This window comes from Ruminococcus flavefaciens 007c (genome assembly GCF_000571935.1).
GTDB classification, from domain to species: domain Bacteria; phylum Bacillota; class Clostridia; order Oscillospirales; family Ruminococcaceae; genus Ruminococcus; species Ruminococcus flavefaciens_F.
Genome location: NZ_ATAX01000015.1, coordinates 31052 through 52611, shown reverse-complemented (window position 1 = coordinate 52611; position 21560 = coordinate 31052). Strand labels below are relative to the sequence as shown.

The window sequence follows — 21560 nt, the reverse complement described above, 5'->3', positions numbered from 1 at the left end:
ATTTAAAAGCTCCCTGTGTTGTTATAGGGAGCATTTTTTTATCGTTTTATATGTATTCATGTATTTTGTGACAAAAAAGGACGGATGCTCATCCGTCCTTTGCTTTTATTCACTTTATTACCAGTTTTCGGAACATCTCTTTAGTATCATGCTCAGCTCCGTTGAAATGCGGCCATGCGTCAATATTGTCGCCTTTTTTTCGGGGGACAATATGTATATGGAAATGACCGACGGACTGTCCTGCGCTTTCTCCGCTGGCATTGAGCAGATTGACGCCCTCGTAGCCGCAGCTGTTCACAAGATGCCGTGATATCTTTTTTACGGTACTCATAAGATGAGAAAGGGTCTCTTCATCACAGTCAAGGATGTTTTTGGCGTGAACTCTGGGGATGACCAGAATATGTCCGTCAACGTCCATGGCAGTGTCCATGAAGACAAGAGTATTTTTGTCCTCGTAAACAGTCATTGAGGGGATTGTCTTATCTGCGATCTTACAGAATATACAGTCGTTCATAGATTTTCCTTTCATTAAGGGGAGTGCTCATACTCCGTATTTGATCTTTATACGTGAAAGCTTCTCTCCGAAGGGCTTTGCAAGCAGGAACAGGAACAGCACATTTGATACTGCGTAGGATACAGTATAGGGGACAGCGGAAACAAGGGCCGCCAGATAGAGCTTTATGTCAAAGCCCTGATTATACCACAGAACTGTCCATATATCCATGATGAATGAGTAGGCTATGCCTGTGAGTGCCCCGTACAACAGCAGCAGGGGACGGCTTCCGAGAAGCTTTTCCGAGAGTATCCCGGCGAAAAGACCGATCAGTCCCCATGCCAGCATCTGGAAGGCAGTCCACGGTCCCTGTCCGAAGTAGAAATTTGAAAGTACAGCGGAAAGAGCTCCCACAAGGAAGCCTGCCTCACCGCCGAGATAAAGGGCAGTTATAATGGTCAGTGCAGCAATGGGCTTTAAGAATGGAATGAATCTTCCTGCAAAGCTGAGAGCCACCATTACAGCGACTATCACCATGCGTCTTGTGCCTGTGGACTTCTTCTCAAAGCCTGCCGCAAAGAGCAGAAGAGCCGATACAGCCACTGCAAGGGCGATGATTATATGCTTTTTCTCGTCAAAGGCGAGAGCTCCCGCAACGGTTATCACGGGTATAAGTATAAAAGGAACGAATATCCTTATGAAGCTTCTCAGGCATTTATTCTTTATAAGGAGCATAGTCTCACTCCCTTCTGCCATTGATACGGCAAAGCTCCGCAGCGTCTTCAAGGGTGACTGCACCGTCGTAGAAGCCTCTTGTCATGCGGCTGACAGCTGTGGTGTAGAAGCTGTTCTGCGGAAAGAACTCATGCGGTGTACCAACGGAGGCTATTCTTCCGCCGAAGAACATAGCGCATCTGTCAGCACAGGCAGCCGCAAATTCCACATCGTGGGTGACAATAACAACAGTCACGCCTTTTTCCTTCAGACCGCGCAGTACTGTCATCATAGTCTGTTTCGCCGCAGCGTCAAGTCCTTTTGTTGGTTCGTCCAGAAGAAGAAGCTTAGGCTTTGCAGCGAGTACCTTTGCAAGAGCTGCAAGCTGCTGTTCTCCTCCCGAAAGATCGTATGGATGCTTGTCAAGAAGATGTGATATATCGTAGGGGAGCACGGATAAATCTGCCCCGCATTCCTTCAGATCCTCACGGACAGTACTCTTCAGGAATACAGTCTGAACATCCTGTGGGAGCATTGCAAGACACTCCTTATAGAGGGAGCGGTTCCTGTAGTCCTTCAGCTTTTTCCCGAACACCTTTATTCTGCCGCTGTAAGCTCTGAGAAGTCCTGCTGCCGCGGAAAGAGCGGTGGTCTTGCCCGAGCCGTTTCCGCCGAGTATACAGAAAAGCTCGTTTTCATATATCCTGAGACTCAGACCGCAGAGTATATCCCTGCCGCTGCGCTCGTATCGGAAGTATACGTCGCCGAACTCCAGTGCAGCATTGCTTTTATGCGTGTATTCGTCCTGCTGAAGCTGAGGAGATCTGTTGCTGTAATTATTTTCAATGAAGGCTCTTCCTTCACGGACAGTCAGCGGACAGGCCCCGCCTATGCCAAGCCTTGCATATAAGCGTGAGGCTGCAGGCATTCCGCAGAGGATATCCTCCCTGCTTTTGAGAGCTGCAATGACCTCCGCTGGAGGAGCCGAAGCTATAAGCTGTCCCTGCTCCATTACAAGAAGCCTGTCGCATATGGGGACAACTTCTTCCAGGCGGTGTTCTGCCATTATGACTGTGATGGAGAAATCGTCTGCCAGCCGTCTGACAGTTGATATGAAGTCCGCAGCTGCTATGGGATCAAGCTGAGCTGTAGGCTCGTCGAGAATAAGAAGCTTTGGCTGCATTACCAGTACGGAAGCAAGATTGAGAAGCTGCTTCTGACCGCCCGAGAGCTGTGCCGTATCCTTGTCGTACCAGTCTCCGATGCCGAAATAGCTTGCCATTTCCGCAATACGTCTGCTGATCTCGTCAGGGGGTGTTCCCATATTCTCAAGACCGAAAGCAAGCTCATGCCACACCTTATCGGTGACTATCTGCTGTTCCGGATTCTGCATGACGAAGCCAACTTCCGAGGCAGCCTTCCTGTCACTGAGCTGAGACAGTTCCGTGCCGCAGAATATAATACTGCCTTTTTTTTCTCCAAGGGGTGTCAACTCACGTTTGAGCATACGCAGAAAGGTAGATTTGCCGCTTCCCGTAGCACCGCAGAGCACGGCGAAGTCGCCGCGCTCAAGAGTGAATGATACATTTTTCACGGCAGCTGAGCTGCACTGAGGATAAGTGAAGCTCAGATCCCTGACCGCAAGTATTTCCATCTGAGGTTCACCTCCGTTTCTATTATCATGGGAAGGATTATGAGCAGACCATAGGAAATTATACCGAGTATTCCGAGAGTATCGGGAGCGCCTGCGTTTAACGCGGGATAAAACTCAAAGCTGAGCGAATCCGTTCCCACTGCGGCAGCAGTAATGCCGAAAAGTAACAGTGAAGCGATCAGGAGAGCAATATCCGCTCCTCTGAAACCGAATCTTCTCATCTGACTGCGTCTGCCTGTGCCGTAGCCTCTTGCTTCCATGCTGTCAGCGGTGATTATCCCGTTTTCCAGAGCCCAGGTGACCATTATGGAAAATATCCTTGATTTTCCTTTTAAATCATCGATTATATTGTCATCGGAGAAGAGCCCCATGGCTTTCTGCGCGGAGCTTATCTTTGCGGACTGTCTGCTGAAAAGCGGCACATACCTCAGTGCCATCGAAAGAATCAGAGACAGCTTTGGAGAAAGTGCTCCCGTGATGTACAGTAGCTTCTCGCTTGTCATTATCTGCGTGAAGGAGCGGAACCAGTAGAGCACGCCGATTATCATAACTGCCGAATTGAGGCCGTAGAGCGTAGCTTCAAGAGTAACGGGATTGTGGTTCATCACAAACAGTACGGTCTTGCCGTTATGTGATACAAGTGGATTTGCCAGAGCAAGTACGGCAAAGAGTATCCAGAAAAAAAGGTGGGTCTTGCCGTGGGACAGACCATTGCGCATTATAAAGAAAACAATGGCTCCTGCAAGGGATATGAGCATGAGCACGGGATAATTGCAGAACATGGCTATACCTGTTACACAGAAAAACCATATCGCAGTGACTATGGGATTGTATTCGGAAAAGCTTCTCATTCTTCATATACCTCGTTAAGATCGTGACCTATTTCACAGGTGTAGAGCCATTCTATCCTGTCACCGTCCGAAAGCTCATACTCGCCGCAGCTCTTTGAGGGAGTAATGCCGTTCACATGGTATACCCAGCCCGAAAGGTCGCCGAAATCGAATTCGTAGATGTAGTTTATTCCAGAAATGTAGACCATTCCGTGAGCACTGCCTGCACTGCCTTTGTTTTCAATCTGTATGCCGTAGGTCTGGGCAGCTTCCGTAAGTATGTCAAATACAGTATCTCCGACCTCGATATCAAAAGCAACAGGCGGAAGAATAACGCCGTCGGCAGGGATATGCTCCGAGTCGGACTTGCCTGCGATAGTATCGCAGCGTATTTCCATAGTGACGGAGCCTATGGCATTCTCCTTGCGCTTTTTTTCACCGCTGTAATACTCTTCGGTGGACTTTATATCCGTCAGAAGTACAACAGCTATTACAGCTCCCGCAGCAATTCCAAGGAATATGAAATTCTTATAGCTGCGCTTGCCAAGTATAAACAGTATTAGAGCTAAAACGGCCGCAGAACCGATTATTATGAGTACAGCAGCGGGCTTGTAGCCGCCGCGGGAGGTTTCCGACGTATCATTTTCGCCGTCTGTTTTATAAAGAACTGTGGCCGTTGCCGATGTAGCTATAGTCAATGAAGTGACCGTGGCGGCAGATGTACCTTGAGAGCGCTTTGAAACAGTGGTCAGAGCGGTTGTCCTTGAGGTGGTGCTCTTTCCCGTGACAGCAGAAGAAGCGGCAGTTGTCACCAGGCTTGCAGCAGAAGTGACAGTGTTCCCGCTGTTATTGGAGCCGCCCTGATTAACGGCTTCATGGCCCTGCTGAGGTGTTTCCAGAGGCTGCCTGTTATCGAGGATAAGCAGGGGAGACCTGCCCTCGGTCATGCGCCTGAATGCTACAAGTGAGTAATAAGCCTGTATCGTGGCAGTTGGGTTTGAACTTCCTCCGCGGATATGTGAGAAGCTTCCGTCATCAAGTCTGTATAATGTGATACCGTCTATAAGGTTATTGCCGTCCTTTATGAACCTGTCATCGTAACGGCAGTCTATACCTAGTGCAGAGACTGCGACAAGTACCTGAGATGCACTTTCGGGATTGGGATTGCCGAAGCTTTCATAGCCGCCGTCCTCCTTTTGTCTCTCGGAAAGAAAGTTGAGAGCTCTGTCCACGGAGTTTTCCACATCGCCTCTCTGGCTGTAATACGGAGCCAGAGCCTGAACTGTCATTGCCGTTACGTCTATGTCGCCGTAGTCACCGAAAAGAGCCCATCCACCGTCGTCGTACTGCATTGAAAGCAAGGTATCAACTACACCGTCCGCGGTATACTTCGAGCAGGTATATCCGTTGTTGAGGATATGCAGGCCGTATATCCAGCTCATCATGCCCTGCTGACCTATTGAGCCGTCCAGTATATCTGAGATATAGCTGTTTCTGCTGCCTGCGGCACAGAGAGCAAGAGCATATTTTTCTCTTGTGGATGCATTGAGTACATTGTTGCTGCCGAGATAGTTCAGCAGGGAGTGCTCATAGGCAGACATATCAGTATATCCGCACTGACTGAGAGTGATAGCGTACCAGTCGGTTGTGGAACCTGCACCTGCAGCAATTTCGCCGCTGAGCCATTCTTCTACGCTTCCTGCACCTGCCTGACTTAGCTTATAATCAACTATACCGCCGATAAGGTCATTGACCTCATCGACGGTATAGTCTCGGCACGCCGCCTTAAAAGGGACAAGGCACGGCGTAAGTAAAAATGTCAGCAGTACGCACAGAAGTCCTGAGAGTACCTTATTCCTCATTTCTGCGTCTGAGAGCGAAGGAAACTGCAACAGCAGCACCCAGTGCGAATACGGCTACAGTTGCGCCTGAATCGCCTGTCTTGGGAGAATTGCCCTTAGAAGCTGTTGTGGTAGCCTTTACATTGCTCTTTGCCGAAGCAGTGGTTGAAGCTGCGGCAGTAGTGGAAGTAGTTGATACAGCAGATGTGGTGGTAGTTGTTGTGGTTGTTGTCTCAATCTCGCCGTTTACGTTGATAACGTATGTAGGAGGAACTATATTTACATTGTCTGATACAGCGCTGATAACGTTCTTTCCGGGCTCGGTGAGAGTAAGTGTTGCCTTGCCCTCAGCGTCGGTAACAGCGTCGGTCTCCTTGCCGTTTACTGTGAGCTTTGCGCCTTCAAGGAGATTTGTTTTCAGTGAGTAATCGGGATTGAAGGTGTAATAGGAGAGCGTAAGAGTAACTTCCTTATTTGGTTCGGTGTCCTCGCCTTTCTTTGCATCGAAGAAGCTGTAGAAATAGTTGTAATCCTTTGGATCGGGGTATACAAAAGCTTCAAGAACGTCTCCGTCCTTGATCTCATCTAAGAGACCGCCAGAGTACTTGTCGTTTACGTAATAGCCGTAGCTGCCGCCGTTTTCGATGCCCCAGAGCTTATCGATCATAGGACCGAATTCTTTCTCGATGGTCTTATAGCCTGCTGCGGCGCCGCCCTCGAATTTATTCTCATGGGTAGTATAAAGAGCGTCATTGATGGTGAGCTTGCCGTCGTTGTCAATATCGGTAACACTTATGGGTTCCTGAGCAAGCACAAGCTTCTTTGCATCATCGGATATTGTAACATAGACCTGAGTATCCTCTGCGGATGCGTTCATACAGACTGCTGAGAAGGAAATGAGCATAGCAGCTGCCATAGCGATTGATTTTTTCATATAACCTACTCCTTTTTGTTAGATTGCAGGCAACAAAAAAGCTTTTCCGCAGTGCAGAAAAGCGCAGCAAAACGGCTTCGGAAAATACGAAGCTATCGTCGGCATACGTTCTCCACTGCCCGAAAACGTTTATCACCTGCATTGTCTGACGAGCGATCCGACTTTACGGTAGTGACTGCTGTGACGGATTTTCACCGTGCTTCCCTCAGTTTCAGACTGCAATTTTACAAGTACATTATAGCACAGGGCATATACAGTGTCAAGTTAAAAAAAGGTTACAGAAAAGAAGATATGAAGAAGTATCCCTCACTTCCGAGCAGGGCTGCGGGATGTTAAAATCTATGAAAAAATATGCGTATGAACCTTACGGTATTATGTAAAATAATAAAATTATATTTCAAGTCTTGCAATGAGGAGAAATATGTGGTAAAATATATTTTGTAATGTGTCCCAATAGCTCAGTAGGATAGAGCGACTGCCTCCTAAGCAGTAGGCCGGAGGTTCGACTCCTCTTTGGGACGCCAGGCGGGAAGTACCCGCTGTATTTTTGCGCCTCACTTAAAGTGGGGCGTTAGTTTTTATCAGCATATTTATATTTATGCCGGGGAGTGATTGATAGTTGATCCTGCTTACAGCTCAGAATATATCCAAGACTTACATGGAAAGAAAGGTTCTCGACAATGTGTCCTTCTATCTCAATGAAGGGGACAAGGTCGGTATAATCGGAATAAACGGAACGGGCAAGTCAACTCTGCTGAGGATACTTGCAGGTGCGGAGCGTCCCGACAGCGGCGAGATCATCAGAACAGGAGGCATAAGAATATCCTATCTTCCGCAGATACCCGAATTTGACGAAAGAGGCAGTATACTTTCACAGGTGCTCGCACATCTTCCGGACGATCTGAAGGAAGCAAAGGAATACGAGGCAAAGTCCATTCTTGCAAAGCTCGGAGTAACAGACTATGAAAGAGATATAAGCACTCTTTCGGGAGGCGAGAAGCGCCGTGCGGGAATTGCCGCAGCACTGGTTCAGCCCAGTGATGTACTTCTTCTTGACGAGCCTACGAACCATATCGACAATGAGACAGCACAGCTTCTTGAAGATCTGCTTATGAAGTACCGCGGCGCCATTGTAATGGTAACTCATGACAGATACTTCCTCAATAAGATATGCGGAAGGATAGCAGAGGTGGACATGGGCAGCCTGTATGTCAATGAGGGCAATTACAGCGATTATCTTGCCGTTAAGGCTCAGCGTGAGATAGACGAGGCTGCCGCCGAGCGCAGAAACAGGTCTGTTTATCGCCGTGAACTTGAGTGGATCAGCAGGGGAGCCCGTGCAAGAGGTACCAAGTCAAAGGACAGAATAGAGCGATTTGAAGCTCTCAGGGACAGAGAGATACCCGTTGAAGCAGAAAAGCTTAAATTACAGTCTGTGTCTTCGCGTCTCGGCAAAAAGACTATAGAGATAGAGGATATCAGCAAATCCATAGACGGAAAGCAGCTCATCAGCGGCTTTTCGTATGTCGTGTCCCGTGATGCAAGGATAGGCATAGTCGGACATAACGGCGCAGGAAAGAGCACCTTCCTTGAAATGATAATGGGAGAAACGTCTCCCGATTCGGGCAGGATAGTGCTTGGAGATACGGTAAATATAAGCTATTTCTCGCAGGAATGTGAGTCGATGGATCCTGGACAGAGAGTTATCGACTACATAAAGGAGACTGCCGAAAGGGTGCAGACTCCCGACGGTACGGTTTCAGCGGCACAGATGCTGGAGAGGTTCCTTTTTACTCCCGAGCTTCAGTGGAACAGGATAGAGAAGCTCTCGGGCGGTGAGAGAAAGAGGCTGTATCTGCTGAAAATACTTATGACGGCACCGAATATACTGCTTCTGGACGAGCCTACCAACGACCTGGACATTGCTACTCTTACCATACTTGAGGATTACCTTGAGGACTTCCGCGGTGCAGTTATTGCAGTTTCCCATGACAGGTACTTCCTTGACAAGATGGCAGATGAGATATTCGAGTTCAGGGACGGACAGTGCATAAGATATATGGGAAATTATTCCGATTATGCGGAAAAGTCCGCGCAGAACAGGACAGAGCCCGAAAAGGCAGCGAAGAAGGCTGTCAAGAAGGAGAGAGTATATACAGGCAAGACGAAGCTGCGTTTTTCATTCAAGGAGCAGCGAGAGTATGAAACTATAGACGATGATATTGCTCAGCTCGAGCAGTCCATTGCTGATATCGAGAAGGAGATAGCCGCCAATTCATCAGATTATGTTAAGTTACAAGAACTTTCGGATAAAAAGGATAGCCTTGAACAGCAGCTGTCCGAAAAAATGGAGCGTTGGGTCTACCTTAACGATCTTGCAGAACGCATAGAAAAAGGCGAAACAGTATAAAATATGCCCGCAGATGGTTTATCCTCTGCGGGCTTTCGTTATATGCAATTGATCCTTTATTTTATCTTTTCACCGTTTTTATCTGATAATGTATATTCGGGATCGGGGAGTACATTTATAACATCAGATATTTTTTCACCTTTAGGGAAATCATTTCCGGGAGTCGGTTCGGGAAGGACACGGATAAGACCAATGAGGTATTTCTGGATAGCCAGAGCGTCCTCGGGAGTCATGCCGTCGTTGCCTGTAACATCTGAGTTCTTTGCGCCAACCTTGGTTATATGGCCGGGATCGGTTCCGTTTATGCCATACTTGTTGGGATTTGCAAGAGCCTGCATGATGAGTATAGCATCTGAAAGATCCTTCACGTTATCGCAGTTTGCATCGCCGTAGTTGGTAGTATAGCCGTTACGTACCATTTCAATGGTTATATGCTTGGTCTTCTCCGAGCCGCTGAAGCTGAATATCTCAGGAGCGGGACAATTATAAGCTATACTGTAACTGTCCACAACGGCAGCATACCTTGCATAGGGCTCAAGATCAAGGAATACTCCTACGGTATCTTCCGAAGGTCTGAACGACTTGACGAGCGTACCTTTTTCAAATATCTCTGCTCTGTCAGGGGAAAGTCCCATATCCTCTGACAACCTGTAAAGGCGTATCTCCAGATTTGTAACACGTTCCTTCTTGAATATATCAACTGCGTCTATACTTGCAGAGCAATCATTGTAATTGAATGGATAGAGCTTGATAGTAACGTCCTTTGTCTGTTCTGCCTCATCAAAGCTGACGATAACAGGCTTTACACCGTTGAACATCCTGGAAAAGTTAGTCAGGAATACCGCATATTTTGCATCGGCTTCAAGATTTTTTATCTCAACGCTGCTGTTCTCATCGGATATTTCTCCGAGACCGCAGATAACGCCCATGGAGGCCAGTGTTATAATATCCAGTTCATCAGCCTTGGCTGCAAGCTCATCGGGTATGCGAATAACTTTGAATTCCGCAAATGCAGGCTTCTCAGTTACAGCGTCCATGATCTGAACGTTCAGTGAACAGGGCTTATCTGAAGCAGCGGGATAGAGCTTCAGTACAACGTTCTCGGTATCTCCGTTGTCGCCAAAGACAACGAGAACTGCTCTCGGCATGCCGTAGCGGTTGCTGCCCGATTCTGCGATAACAGCGTACCACGAATTGCATTTGAGGCCTGAAACCGTAACTGAATCAGCGTCCTTGGGCATCTTGCCCTTCTCGATGACTGTCCCCTTTTCCAGTATATCCTTTGCGGTGACAGTTCCGAGCATATCCCTGGGAAATGACGACAGATAAACCACCTTGTATTCCGCACCATCTGCTGTTTTTCCTGTTTCCGCATCGGGTATGGATATCGTCATGGAGCATCCTTCGGTATAGTCATAGGGATATAGCTTTACTGTTATCTCATCTTTTTCGCCGTCTTCAGCGAAGGTCTTGAAGACAGGCTTTCCGCCACTGTATTTCTTATTACCGGAAGCTCCGAGTATTGCATACTTTACGCCGGGTTCAAGTCCTGTGAAGGTGAATGTTCCGTCTTTTTCTTCGGGAATATAGAACAGGCCGTCTTTGATAAGTTCATCGTATGAGAGATTCTCAGCGTTGTCTTCAAGTGCTTCGGCAACGCGCAGCAATTCACATTCAGGTGCGCTTACGGGTTTTCCTGTCTGACCATCCACTATATTTACAGTGAGTTCGCAGTTGATCTTCTTCTTTGAATCCCTTTCAAAGAACAGGCAGGGCTGTCCGACTGTGTAGCCGTCCTTGATCTCTATTTCCATAGCGATACCGTCGGGAATAACGAAATCCTGACCGAAAAGCTTATGTATAGCTCGTGCTTTGCCGCCTTCATTGTCAACGGGAGAATAATCACCTGTTTTGTCAATGGCCTGAACATAGTATTTTCCGTCGGGGAGATAGATATCCTGTCGGGTTATGTTTATAGGTCCGAATTTACCTGCATAAATTATAAGGTCGTAGTCATCGGGCTCCATGATCTTATAGCCTTCATAGAGATGAGTTGCGGGATCTACTTCAAGGTCAGTCCAGTCATAAACAGCGATATTGACATTGGGCTTTTTGTCCTTGGGGACAGCTCTTATATAAAGCTCCATTTGATCGCCATTCTTATTGAAGTTGAAGTAGTTGTTCCTGTCGATGGTATAATCGTCAGGGATATTATTGAGCTGAACATTGTAATAAATCTTCGGATAAAGGTTATCAAAGGCCTTTACTGGCTCATCGGCAGTATCCCACTCTGCAACTTTTTTGCCTGTTGCATTGGGGTTCTGTATAAGTTTAGCCTTTATACCCTTGACAGGCTCGCCTGTATCTACATCCACAACAGAGACCTTAAGCTTGCAGTTGTTATCGGGTATAGAAGATACAGCCTCATCAAGACGGAAGAAAAGCTCTACTTTTGTTTCGGTATTGATGTTCTTGACATCAAGCTCCAACCTCTTATCCTTATCGGGGAAGACGATATCACTGAATATCTCCGAGGCAGTCCCTGCGATATCAAAGTCAGTGGTTATGATCTCATAATCCTTCTTTTCAGATTTCACTTCTAAAGTGTATTTTCCTTCTGGAAGATGCATACTGCTGTTGCCGCAAAAAGAATCTCTTGTAAAATATTTTCCGTTCTCGTCGTATACAAATACGGAATACATACCATCGTAAGGTGTGATGCCCTCAAGGAAGCTATTATTCTCTGAAGGAACGGCTTTTGACCAGTCCTCTGTAACAAATTGAACGTTCAGAGCGGCATCTTTTTTTACTGCTCTCAGGACAACATCCTCTGTTTCTCCGTCATTACCAACAGAGAAAAAGTTCCACTCGGGAATGTAATAATCTGAGGGAATATTCTTTAGAGTAATACCATAGTCAGATTTTGCATAAAGACCTGTGAATTCCTTTACGGGTTCATCGTCTGTGTTCCATTCACCGAGAATTTTACCCGAACCGTTAGGATTGTACTCAAGAGTGACATTGATACCTTCAATGCTTTTGCCTGTATCCATGTCCACAACGGAGATTTTTGCCGTGCAGTTTCCTTTTGCTTCTTCAGCAGCTGCTGCGGTGCTTTCGCCTGCTGCTGTAGCAGATAGGAATGGTTGAAAAGTTGCTGTGTTTGCTGCGGCGAGCACGACAGAAGTCAGTGCTGCCATGAATTTACTTGTTTTCATAGTAAACCCCTCCTTATCATGTTTTTATACTTATAATATAGCACTTTATTTTCACAAAGTCAATCATTAATTTGTTAATAAAGAACAAATCTCTTTATTTAGAAAAAATGACTTGACTTTTCGCGGCGGTAGGTATATAATGTAAGGCGCTGAATTCTGAAGATGAAGGCGGATAAGGGAAAAACGAGATCTATGGAGAGTGCTATGGAAGATATTGAAATTTACCTGAGCAGGCTTTCTTCTGAAAAGCTGCTTTACGAAGAGGTTTCGAAGAAAATGGGAGTTCCTGGGATAAGCGACAGATTCACCCTTGCAGGTGCTATTGCGGATAAAGGAGGATCAGCTTCCTACAGGATATATATTTCCGATGAGGATACAGAGAACTGCACTATTGATGATATAAAGGCTGTATTTACTGAGGCAGCGGAGGAAAACAGCGATATGACCGTTGAGTTCATAGTGGATGAGTTCCTCAATCTTATTGATGACAAGACGAGGATAACAGCTGAAAGCAAGCCGCGTACCCTCGTGCACAGGGACGGCGAGCTTCACCCAACGGTACATATATGGATGATCAAGCGCCGCGATATGGGAGTTTTTGTGCTCCTTCAGAAGCGTGCTCATGAAAAGGACATAAATCCCGACTGCTATGATGTATCGGCAGCCGGTCATGTGACACAGGGAGAGGAGTTCAGGCATACCGCTCTTAAGGAGGTACGCGAAGAGCTCGGCCTGAAGATAGACCGCAGCCAGCTAGAGTTTATAGGACTGAAAAAGGCCTGCTATACCAAGGATGATATTGAAGATAACGAGCTTGTGGCGGTGTATATATGTCGTGAAAACATAAATATAGAAGATCTTACCCTTCAGTCCTCGGAGGTTTCCGAGGTGTGCTGGGCAGAGATAGACGAGCTTCTTTCGGTGATGAAGTACGAGGATATACCGAACTGTATATCTCTTGATGAGCTCGACATGATAAAAAAAGCGGTCTTCTGATAAAAAAGGCTTCCGGATCTCTCCGGAAGCCTTGATCTTTATTATTCTGCCGGTGCAGCAGCTGCGCCGCCGCCTTCAACAGGAGCAGAAGCGTCTCCGCCTGAACCTGCGCCGCCTTCAACAGGAGCAGGAGTATCACTGCCTGTACCTGCGCCGCCCTCAGGAGGAACAACAGGAGTTTCAGTGCCTGTGCCTGTACCGCCCTCGGGAGGAACAACACCGCCGCCGGGATTGGTAACTGCTTCGCCGGTTCCGGTGTAGCCGCCCTCAGCTACAGTTGTAGTAGTGGGGGAGTAGTAAAACTCGTTGGGATAGTCGCCTGAAGGTATCTTCTGGCCTGTATAGAAGCCCGCACCTGATGTGAGCTTGTGGGTTGTGTATTTCTTGCTTGTCGTTCTGACAGCAGTTGTGGTTGTATGCTTACCCTTTGCGACAACAATATCATCATTGACAGTTGTGGTGACCTGAACAGTAGTGGTAACGCTGTCGGACTGCTTGTATATGCTTTCGCGTCCGATACTTGAGATCACCTTTTCAGAGGGAGTTATCGGGAAGAATACGAAGAATAACAGAATAAGTGCCGTAAGTGCAATGAAACAGCCGCAAGACACGAGGGTAATCTTTGTGGATTTTTTCAGATTACTGAAAAAGCCGTTTCCTTTACTCATGTAATAACACGCTCCTAAAAAATAGATATAAAACATTATACTACGAAAGTCGTAAAAAGTCAAGTCATAGACTGCCTGTCAATGTGATAATATAATGAAAATTGATGCATGAAAGGCGGGTATAACAGCATAAGAATATTGACTTTAGGAAAAAAAGGTGATATAATTCCTGCAAAAGCAATTGTTTATGAAAGGAAAAATTATGATAACAGAGATATTTGATAAAAATGAGAAAAAAGTCATCTCACGTAAAATACTTGAAGCTCTGACAGAATGGTTCGAGGTGGAGGAGTCAAGGGAGCAATATATTGACGGCAGTGCTGATATGCCGCTTTTTGCTGCTGAGGAAAACGGAGAATATATCGGATTTCTATGCCTTAAAGAGACAGGCAGGGATACGGTGGAGCTTGCTGTCATGGGCGTATTGAAGGAATATCACCGCGAGGGCATAGGACGTCAGCTTGTGGAAAAAGCTGTGGAAGCCGCGAAGTCGGCAGGCTATTCCTTTATGCAGGTCAAAACTGTTCAGATGGGAAAATACGAAGAATACGACAGGACAAATCTGTTCTATATCAGCTGCGGTTTCAAGGAGTTTGAGGTCTTTCCGACCTTCTGGGACGAGGCTAATCCGTGTCAGATATATGTTATGGTACTCTGAGATATTAAAAAAGGACGCATTGAAGCGTCCTTTTTATTTTATTTGTTATTCTTTCTCAGCTTTGCCATTTTGTATATAAAGAGTTCAAGTGAGATAAGACCTATAACTGCTGCACCGCATATGACCGCAAGCCTGCCCAGTCCGTCGGAGCGTTTCTCCTCTGTTTCCTTGTCATTCTTCGGCTTCTCTGCCTTTGATGTTGTTTTGTCGCTCTTGTCCTTTTGGGGCTTTGAAGCGGATGTCTTTTCAGTGTCGTCGGACTTTTTGCTGCTGCTGTGGTGAGTTATGCTTATACCCTCGTCACTTGCTTCCTGAGCAACAAAGCCCGAGAGCCATGCCAGCGAGCCGTTCCAGTTGATGGTACACTCGTTTACTGACCAGGCCTCGATATTGTCAAGGTAGCATTTCTGAGGCGGTATCTCTCCCTTTTTCCAGCCCGAACCTTGTACCCATGGATCCTGCATACCCGAGTTAGGACCTCCGCACATAACTCCGCTGGGAGCCATAGGGAAGCTCTCATCTATCTGGAAAGCCCAGAAGCGGTGATGGGGATACTGTATGGGATGTGTTCCGTAGCCTGTGACATAGGAGTAATCCATGGCGTTTCTTCCGAGTATGTAGTCCATACCGCCGATAGCGCCGTCAAGATACTGATCTTCGCCTGTGAGGAGGTAAGCATAGGCAAGTATTATGGAATTGTCTGTAACAAAGGAGTTGGAGCCCCAGAGGTAGCCCTTGTCGCTGTCATTATAGCTGAGAGTGCTCTGACCGTATGGGAGACCGTAGCCCTGGTTCTTTTCCATGGAGATGTAGTGATCCGAAGCTGATACTACAGACTCTTTTATTATCTCGACGTCATCCTTGTCGAACCTGTCAGGATTGAGGGCAGCGCTGAGCGTAGCCAGTGCGCCTGTATTTCCCCAGTCGAAGCTTCCTGCGCTGTCAACGCTTTCACCGCCGCCGAGAGACTTGGGTATGTCGAGGAAAAACTTGCTTTCGGCAGCCTCATCGAAATAATTCCCGTTGTCTGTGGTTATGTAAAGCTCGAGAGCTGCCCAGCAGAACTCGTCCTCAACGTTATTGTCGCCGTAGGCTCCGCCGCCGATTGACTCATCGAGAGGAGCGAACATATCGGGGTGCGCCTTTGCGGCTGCATAGGCATTTTCAGCAGCTTCAAGGCACTGATCTGCGAAGGCCTTGTCATAGTCCTTCCAGAGTCTTGCTGCCTGAGCGCCGCAGGCTGCCAGATTGAGCGTAGCCGCAGTAGTAGGCGGTTTAACAATACGCTTCATAACGTCGTCGGCAGGAGCAATGCCGAGAGCTGTCCATTTTTCGTCGTGAGCCTTGTGATAAGCCATGCCCTTGTATTCGCCCTTATCGACGATCATTTTCAGCATCCATTCCATTTCCCAGCGGGCTTCGTCGAGAAGATCGGGGCAGCCGTTGGAATTTTCGGGAATGAGCATTGTACCGTCGGCATAGGCTTTTTCAAAGCCGTATTTCACAGCGGTCTCGTACTGGTTCTGCATCAGCCAGAGGGAAAGACCTCCGTTTACTACGTATTTTCCATGATCGCCTGCGTCATACCAGCCGCCTGTGACGTCTATGGAGCCGCTGCTGCCGCTGTACCCCCAGGTCTGTTCGATCTCGGCTGTGTCCTTGGTATGGCCTGACGCACGGGCAAGGGACTTGGCGTCTCCTGAGGATATGAGGCCTTCCTCTATCTCAATACCGCTTCTGTTCTGGTAGAAGTAGTTCAGTGAGTCATAAAGCAGGGAAGAGTATACAGACGAACCGCCGATAGTGAATTCACGGCTCTCTGCTCCGCCGTCGGCTTCGAGAGTATATGAGCCCTCTTTGTCAAAGTCCGAGAAGTCGATTATATGTACATCGTCGTCAGAGTCGGAATCATGTCCGAAGGGGACTGTCTTGCCGTCAAAAACGGTCTTGCCTGACTGATCCCTGAGTCTGAATTCAACTGGTTTTGATGAGTCGGAGAGGAGAGTGGCTCTTTTCGCTCTGTTTGTGAAATAGCCTACCTGATTGGTGAGAATCTCGGCTCTCTGCCATTTTTCCTGCTCGGGATAATCGTTCTCGTCGCTGGTAAGATCGATGAGAGACATATTATCGAAGGTTATGACCGTACCGGCGGGGAAGCACTTGTCGGGAGTGTACTGACCGTCGCCTCCGAGGTGGAAAGCCCATTCCGCAACGTCTACTGTCTTGTCGGCAGTGAAGGTGTGCTCCTCCTTCTTGGTCTCGTTCTTGTTTATCTGAAGGCGCTCCCATGTGGAATCGAGGTTGGAACCGTTGTCCTCCATATTATTATGCCATACCTCGACCTTTCCGTCCAGATTTCCTATCTTTGTGTAGTATTTTCCGCTTTCGGAAGCAGTTATCTCGTAGGATACCTTGTATTTGTGACCTGCAACTATTTTCAGACCTCTGTGTCTGAACTGACAGTCCCAGCGATCCTGACCGCCCTCGGAAGCACCGCCAGTATTGACGATAGTTACCGAATAAACTCCGCCGCTGATGTCGAAATCCATCTCGCCCGGAGCGGATTCAACGATATGCCACGGCAGTCCGACACCTTCATTGAAGTCTGTCTGTCCCAGCTGCTGTCCCGCATAAGCCGTTACAGAAGGCGATACACTGACCAATGGCAGAAAAGCACCGGCAGCGACTGCGGCTGCGGCAACTGCAGACAGGAGCCTGTGTGAGAGTATGTCTTTCTTCCTCATACAAAAGACCTCCGTATTCATGTAATTTTTTCACTTAATACTTTAATACTTTTTTCATGCAGTGTAAAGTGATGAGAAAGAAAGTTTACAAATTCGACGTTTAAAACAGCATTTTTGCCCATAAAAGCAAGATGCTGACGTGATATTTCGTTTAATTAGACTATTTCGCAATAAATGGGCGAAATAGCTTCAAAATGTCATATTGTGTACTTGATTTATTCTTTTTGATGTGATATAATTGTATTAAAGTGGAGTAATCTGCTTTAATCTACTTTTTTAGCAGGAGCTTCTCAATGAATCATATTTTTTACCTCATGGGAAAAAGCTCTTCGGGAAAGGATACCATATACAAGCGAATTCTTTCTGAAATGGAACTTTCACCCATAGTTTTGTATACTACCCGTCCTGCCAGAGAAGACGAGGAAGACGGAAGAGAGTATTTTTTTGTCAGCAGAGAACGATTCAAAGGTATGCAGTCAGAGGGGAAGATAATAGAATACCGTATTTACAATACGGTTTTCGGCGAATGGATCTACTTTACCTCTGAGGACAGTATTCCTTCAGACAGCAGGGATTGCGTCGGCATCGGTACTCTTGAATCATATATCAAAATTAGAGATCATTTCGGCAGCGGAGTCGTTGTGCCCGTCTACATCGAGGTGGATGACGACATCCGTTTTTTGCGCGCCGTCGAGCGTGAGAAAAAACAGAAAAAGCCGAAATATCTTGAACTGTGCCGCCGCTTTGTGGCTGACAGCGCGGATTTTTCCGAGGAAAAGCTGTCAGAAGCAGGCATCGTCCTGAGATTTGATAACAGCGGCAGTGCCGATGAATGTCTTCTGAGTATAAAAAAATACATTAATGACATAAAATCAGGCTTGGATTAATTCGCTTGAGGAAGCGGAGTTTGGGAGGTTTATTGTGGAATCGGAAGTTAAATACTGCATAAGTGCAAAGAGGACAATGGTAATAGGCGGAGGTGCTGCCTGCAAGATGCTTCTCAGGGAGATCTTCAATGCTCAGAAATCGCCTTATACCGATGACAAGTACTCTGCACAGTTCAATCCTGTCTGCATCATTGACAACGATCCCGAAAAGCTCGGGACAGAGATATTGGGTGTAAAGATAATAGGCAGATCTGCCGAGATACCCAAGTATGCAAAGGAACTGGAGATAGAGCAGCTCATACTTGCTATACCGTCGCTTACGTCGGATGAGCGTAAGTCGATAATAGATATATGCAACGAGACAAAGCTCCCTTTGAAGATAGTTCCCTTTATCGGAACGCTGATACTTGATGATTCGGCGACCCTGCTCGGACAGGTACGTGACATCAAGGTCGAAGAGCTTCTCGGCCGCGATCCGATAAAATTCGACAATAAGGATATACGTCAGTTCATAACCGGCAAGGTATGTATGGTAACAGGCGGCGGCGGAAGCATAGGCTCCGAGCTGGTCCGTCAGATAGCAAGATACAATCCCGAGAGGGTTATCATAGTTGATATATACGAGAATAACGCATATGAGATCCAGCAGGAGCTGGTAATGGAGTACGGCAACAGTCTTGATCTTGTTACGCTTATTGCGTCAGTGCGCGATTATTACCGCATGAATCAGATATTTGAAAAGTACAAGCCCCAGATAGTGTTCCATGCGGCTGCACATAAGCACGTTCCTCTTATGGAGGGCTCTCCCATGGAGGCTATCAAGAACAATGTGGTAGGTACATTCAATGTGGCTACTCTTTCTCAGTTCCATGACTGTGAGAAGTTTATAATGATCTCTACGGATAAGGCTGTAAACCCCACAAATGCTATGGGAGCTTCCAAGAGATGCTGCGAGATGATAGTTCAGTATCTTTCACAGCAGAATGAGGGCAGGACCGAATTCGTTACCACACGTTTCGGCAATGTTCTCGGCTCCAACGGCTCTGTTATACCTCTTTTCAAGAAGCAGATAGAGCAGGGAAAGCCCGTTACCGTAACTCATGAGGATATTATCAGATACTTTATGACTATACCCGAGGCTGTAAGCCTTGTTATGGAGGCAGCTGCCATCGCACACGGCGGCGAGATATTCGTTCTTGATATGGGTCAGCCTGTAAAGATCGTTACTCTTGCCGAGAACCTCATCAGAATGTACGGCAAGGTGCCCTATAAAGACGTACCTATCGTATTTACGGGACTCCGCCCGGGCGAGAAGATCAAGGAAGAACTTCTTATGAATGAGGAAGGCCTGAAAAAGACCTCAAACAAGCTCATATTCATCGGCAGACAGATAGAGATAAACGAGGAGCATTTTGCGCAGAAGCTCAAGGATCTCCGCGATGCAGCTCTTCTGAACAATGAAGCTGTTGCTATCCAGGCTCTCCATGATATGGTGCCTACCTTCATAACTCCCAAGGAGTTCAACACCAAGGAGCTCCAGGCTATCGGCGGACATAAAGAATAAAACATCAACTGCACTGCGGCTATTGCTGCGGTGCAGATTTTTTTACGATAATTGATTTATATATTGACCTTTTTCAGAAAATCTGCTATAATTAATTATGATTATGCATTGATGCCGGTTGTCTGCTCAACCGCAAGAATTTACCAATATACGGAGATGATTTTTTGACATTCCTTCATTATATCGCCGAAGGTACTGCTAATGCAGGGAACGCTGAAATGCTGGACAGCATACAGGATTCCGCACAGAAGGCTTCGGGCGTTTTAGAGGGCGGACTGCACTACATGAAAAAGGCGCTGCCGCTCATTGCCGTAGCTCTTGTAATACTTGTCGTGGGAATACTTATTTCAAGACTCATTGCAAAAGTAGTCGGAAAAGCAGTATCCAGATCCAACGTTAACGGAGCTGCAAAGAGCTTTCTTGTGTCTCTCATAAAGATAATACTTTATGTAGTTGTGGTAATAATGGCGCTGTCGGTGCTGAATGTGCCGATGTCCTCAATAATAACCATACTCGGTGCGGCGGGACTTGCCATAAGCCTTGCCCTTCAGAACTGTCTTTCAAACCTCAGCGGCGGATTTATAATACTCTTTACCAAACCCTTTACCACAGGCGACATCATAGAGCTTGACGGTTCAGTGGGAACTGTGCGTGATATAGGCATATTTTACACGAAGATAATGACCTTTGACAATAAGACGGTCTTTATGCCAAACGGAAAGGTAACGGAGGCAAAGATCATAAACTATACCGAGACTCCTACACGAAGGATAGATATGAGTTTTTGTATAAGCTACAGTTCCGATTTCAATAAGGCAAAAGAGGTCATACTCGGCATAATTGCCGAAGAAAAGCTCATACTGAAAGATCCTGCCCCTATAGTACGCATGAGCTCTCATAACAGCAGCTCGGTATCCGTAGATGTGCTGGTATGGGTGAACAACGGTGATTTCCTTACAGAGAAATATAATATGACAGAGGCAGTAAAGGCAGCCTTTGATGCCAACGGAATAGAGATACCGTTCACCCAGCTTGATATACACGTAAAGGATAAGATCTGATGGCACAAAAGAAACAGAGAAAAAAGAAGGCACAGAAGAATACAGCTCCTGAGAAAGAAAACGGAAAAAAGAAAAGCCGTTTCTGGCTGTGGGCGATACTTATATTTCTGTTGTGGTGGTTCAATAACTATACTCTCAGGACAAATGACATTGCCATAACCAGCAGAAAGGTCGGCTCGGAGGTAAAGCTTGCCATAATCAGTGACCTTCATGCAACAAGGCACGGTATAAAGAACAGCAGAATATTTGAATCGGTAAATGCCGAGCATCCGGATGTTGTGTTCTTCCTTGGTGATATGTTCACCAACAGCAGCAACTGGGAGCTGATACAGAAGCCCATAGATCTTGCAGAGATGTTCACAGATGCCGGGTATCCTCTTTACTGCGTCACAGGAGAGCATGACAACGATGACAGATATATATCGGAGCTCGGTAAAAAGGGCGCAAAGGTGCTGAATTACGGTGAGGACACCATAGAGATAAGAGGCAGCAGGCTTCATATAATGGGCATAGACAATGTCTATTACAGTCCCACCTTTGACCTTAGAAACGAGTTCAGCCTCGATGAGAGCAGCTTCAATATTCTTCTTGCGCATATCCCTAATTATGAGAAGTTTTCGGATTTCGGCGCAGATCTCACTCTCTGCGGAGATACTCACGGAGAAATGGCACGGCTCCCGTTCGGTATGGGACCTGTTTACAGCTCCGAAACACAGCAATGGTTTCCGAAGCTTCGCAATAAGGAGCTTGATATATACGACAAAGGCTTTTTCAGCTACGATGGCGGAAGTATGTTCATAACCTCGGGTATAGGTGTATATCCTGCGCCTGTACGCATGAACAACCGCCCAGAAGTAGTAATAATGGAAGTAAAACCAAAGGGGTGAA

The 21560-nt window shown here is 46.8% G+C and carries 16 protein-coding genes, 1 tRNA gene and 1 riboswitch; of the genes, 8 read left to right on the top strand and 9 right to left on the bottom strand.

The window, feature by feature from the left end; all coding sequences use genetic code 11:
* Positions 1-109 precede the first annotated feature (109 nt).
* From RF007C_RS04285 to RF007C_RS04260, 6 genes are read right to left on the bottom strand one after another with little or no spacing between them, the layout of a single operon-like run.
* Entirely contained in the window at positions 110-514 is a 405-nt protein-coding gene (locus RF007C_RS04285) for an HIT family protein (RefSeq protein WP_037297563.1), read from the bottom strand.
* A gap of 27 nt (positions 515-541) precedes the next feature.
* Entirely contained in the window at positions 542-1249 is a 708-nt protein-coding gene (locus RF007C_RS04280) for an ECF transporter S component (RefSeq protein WP_242836269.1), read from the bottom strand.
* The gene (locus RF007C_RS04275; RefSeq protein ID WP_037297561.1) at positions 1233-2861 is read right to left on the bottom strand and encodes an ABC transporter ATP-binding protein; all 1629 of its coding nucleotides are present in this window, start codon (positions 2859-2861) and stop codon (positions 1233-1235) included. Before RF007C_RS04275 ends, RF007C_RS04280 begins: the two co-directional genes overlap by 17 nt.
* Positions 2834-3712, bottom strand: a complete 879-nt coding sequence (locus RF007C_RS04270; protein ID WP_037297559.1) for an energy-coupling factor transporter transmembrane component T — start codon at positions 3710-3712, stop codon at positions 2834-2836. Before RF007C_RS04270 ends, RF007C_RS04275 begins: the two co-directional genes overlap by 28 nt.
* A complete protein-coding gene (locus RF007C_RS04265; RefSeq protein ID WP_037297557.1) occupies positions 3709-5553 on the bottom strand; it encodes a DUF4430 domain-containing protein in 1845 nt (614 codons plus the stop codon). Before RF007C_RS04265 ends, RF007C_RS04270 begins: the two co-directional genes overlap by 4 nt.
* Positions 5543-6466 carry a hypothetical protein gene (locus RF007C_RS04260; protein ID WP_037297555.1) on the bottom strand — a complete coding sequence of 308 codons (924 nt, stop codon included), beginning with the start codon at positions 6464-6466 and terminating at the stop codon, positions 5543-5545. The genes RF007C_RS04265 and RF007C_RS04260 overlap by 11 nt, the downstream gene beginning before the upstream one ends.
* A 142-nt stretch (positions 6467-6608) precedes the next feature.
* Positions 6609-6684: riboswitch (adenosylcobalamin-variant (AdoCbl-variant) riboswitch) on the bottom strand.
* Between the two features lie 229 nt (positions 6685-6913).
* On the opposite strand from RF007C_RS04260, the gene RF007C_RS04255 reads away from it, so the two are divergent.
* Positions 6914-6990 (top strand) — tRNA-Arg (locus RF007C_RS04255).
* 95 nt (positions 6991-7085) lie between these two features.
* On the top strand, positions 7086-8876 hold the full coding sequence (locus RF007C_RS04250; RefSeq protein ID WP_037297553.1) for an ABC-F family ATP-binding cassette domain-containing protein: 1791 nt from the start codon (positions 7086-7088) through the stop codon (positions 8874-8876).
* A gap of 56 nt (positions 8877-8932) precedes the next feature.
* Here RF007C_RS04250 and RF007C_RS16305 read toward each other — a convergent pair whose 3' ends face one another.
* The gene (locus tag RF007C_RS16305) at positions 8933-12094 is read right to left on the bottom strand and encodes a hypothetical protein (protein WP_051456507.1); all 3162 of its coding nucleotides are present in this window, start codon (positions 12092-12094) and stop codon (positions 8933-8935) included.
* Positions 12095-12298: 204 nt separating this feature from the next.
* Between RF007C_RS16305 and RF007C_RS04240 the strand changes: the two genes are divergently transcribed.
* Entirely contained in the window at positions 12299-13090 is a 792-nt protein-coding gene (locus RF007C_RS04240) for an NUDIX hydrolase (protein WP_242836268.1), read from the top strand.
* 41 nt (positions 13091-13131) lie between these two features.
* Here RF007C_RS04240 and RF007C_RS04235 read toward each other — a convergent pair whose 3' ends face one another.
* Positions 13132-13758: a hypothetical protein gene (locus RF007C_RS04235; protein WP_037297549.1), complete on the bottom strand. Its 627-nt coding sequence runs from the start codon at positions 13756-13758 to the stop codon at positions 13132-13134.
* Between the two features lie 202 nt (positions 13759-13960).
* Between RF007C_RS04235 and RF007C_RS04230 the strand changes: the two genes are divergently transcribed.
* A complete protein-coding gene (locus RF007C_RS04230) occupies positions 13961-14416 on the top strand; it encodes a GNAT family N-acetyltransferase (RefSeq protein ID WP_082316688.1) in 456 nt (151 codons plus the stop codon).
* 38 nt (positions 14417-14454) lie between these two features.
* On the opposite strand, the gene RF007C_RS04225 is transcribed toward RF007C_RS04230, so the two are convergent.
* Positions 14455-17160, bottom strand: a complete 2706-nt coding sequence (locus RF007C_RS04225; RefSeq protein WP_037297546.1) for a glycoside hydrolase family 9 protein — start codon at positions 17158-17160, stop codon at positions 14455-14457.
* A 293-nt stretch (positions 17161-17453) separates the two neighbouring features.
* Here RF007C_RS04225 and RF007C_RS04220 point away from each other — a divergent pair, with 293 nt between their 5' ends.
* From RF007C_RS04220 to RF007C_RS16300, 4 genes are all read left to right on the top strand, one after another.
* Positions 17454-18047: a hypothetical protein gene (locus tag RF007C_RS04220; protein ID WP_019681013.1), complete on the top strand. Its 594-nt coding sequence runs from the start codon at positions 17454-17456 to the stop codon at positions 18045-18047.
* Positions 18048-18081: 34 nt separating this feature from the next.
* Positions 18082-19611 (top strand): polysaccharide biosynthesis protein, encoded by a 1530-nt coding sequence (locus RF007C_RS04215; RefSeq protein WP_019681012.1) that lies wholly within the window; start codon positions 18082-18084, stop codon positions 19609-19611.
* 164 nt (positions 19612-19775) lie between these two features.
* Complete coding sequence (locus tag RF007C_RS04210; protein WP_019681011.1) at positions 19776-20672, top strand: mechanosensitive ion channel family protein; 897 nt, start codon at positions 19776-19778, stop codon at positions 20670-20672.
* Positions 20672-21559 carry a metallophosphoesterase gene (locus tag RF007C_RS16300; RefSeq protein WP_051456506.1) on the top strand — a complete coding sequence of 296 codons (888 nt, stop codon included), beginning with the start codon at positions 20672-20674 and terminating at the stop codon, positions 21557-21559. The genes RF007C_RS04210 and RF007C_RS16300 overlap by 1 nt, the downstream gene beginning before the upstream one ends.
* Position 21560: the final 1 nt, after the last annotated feature.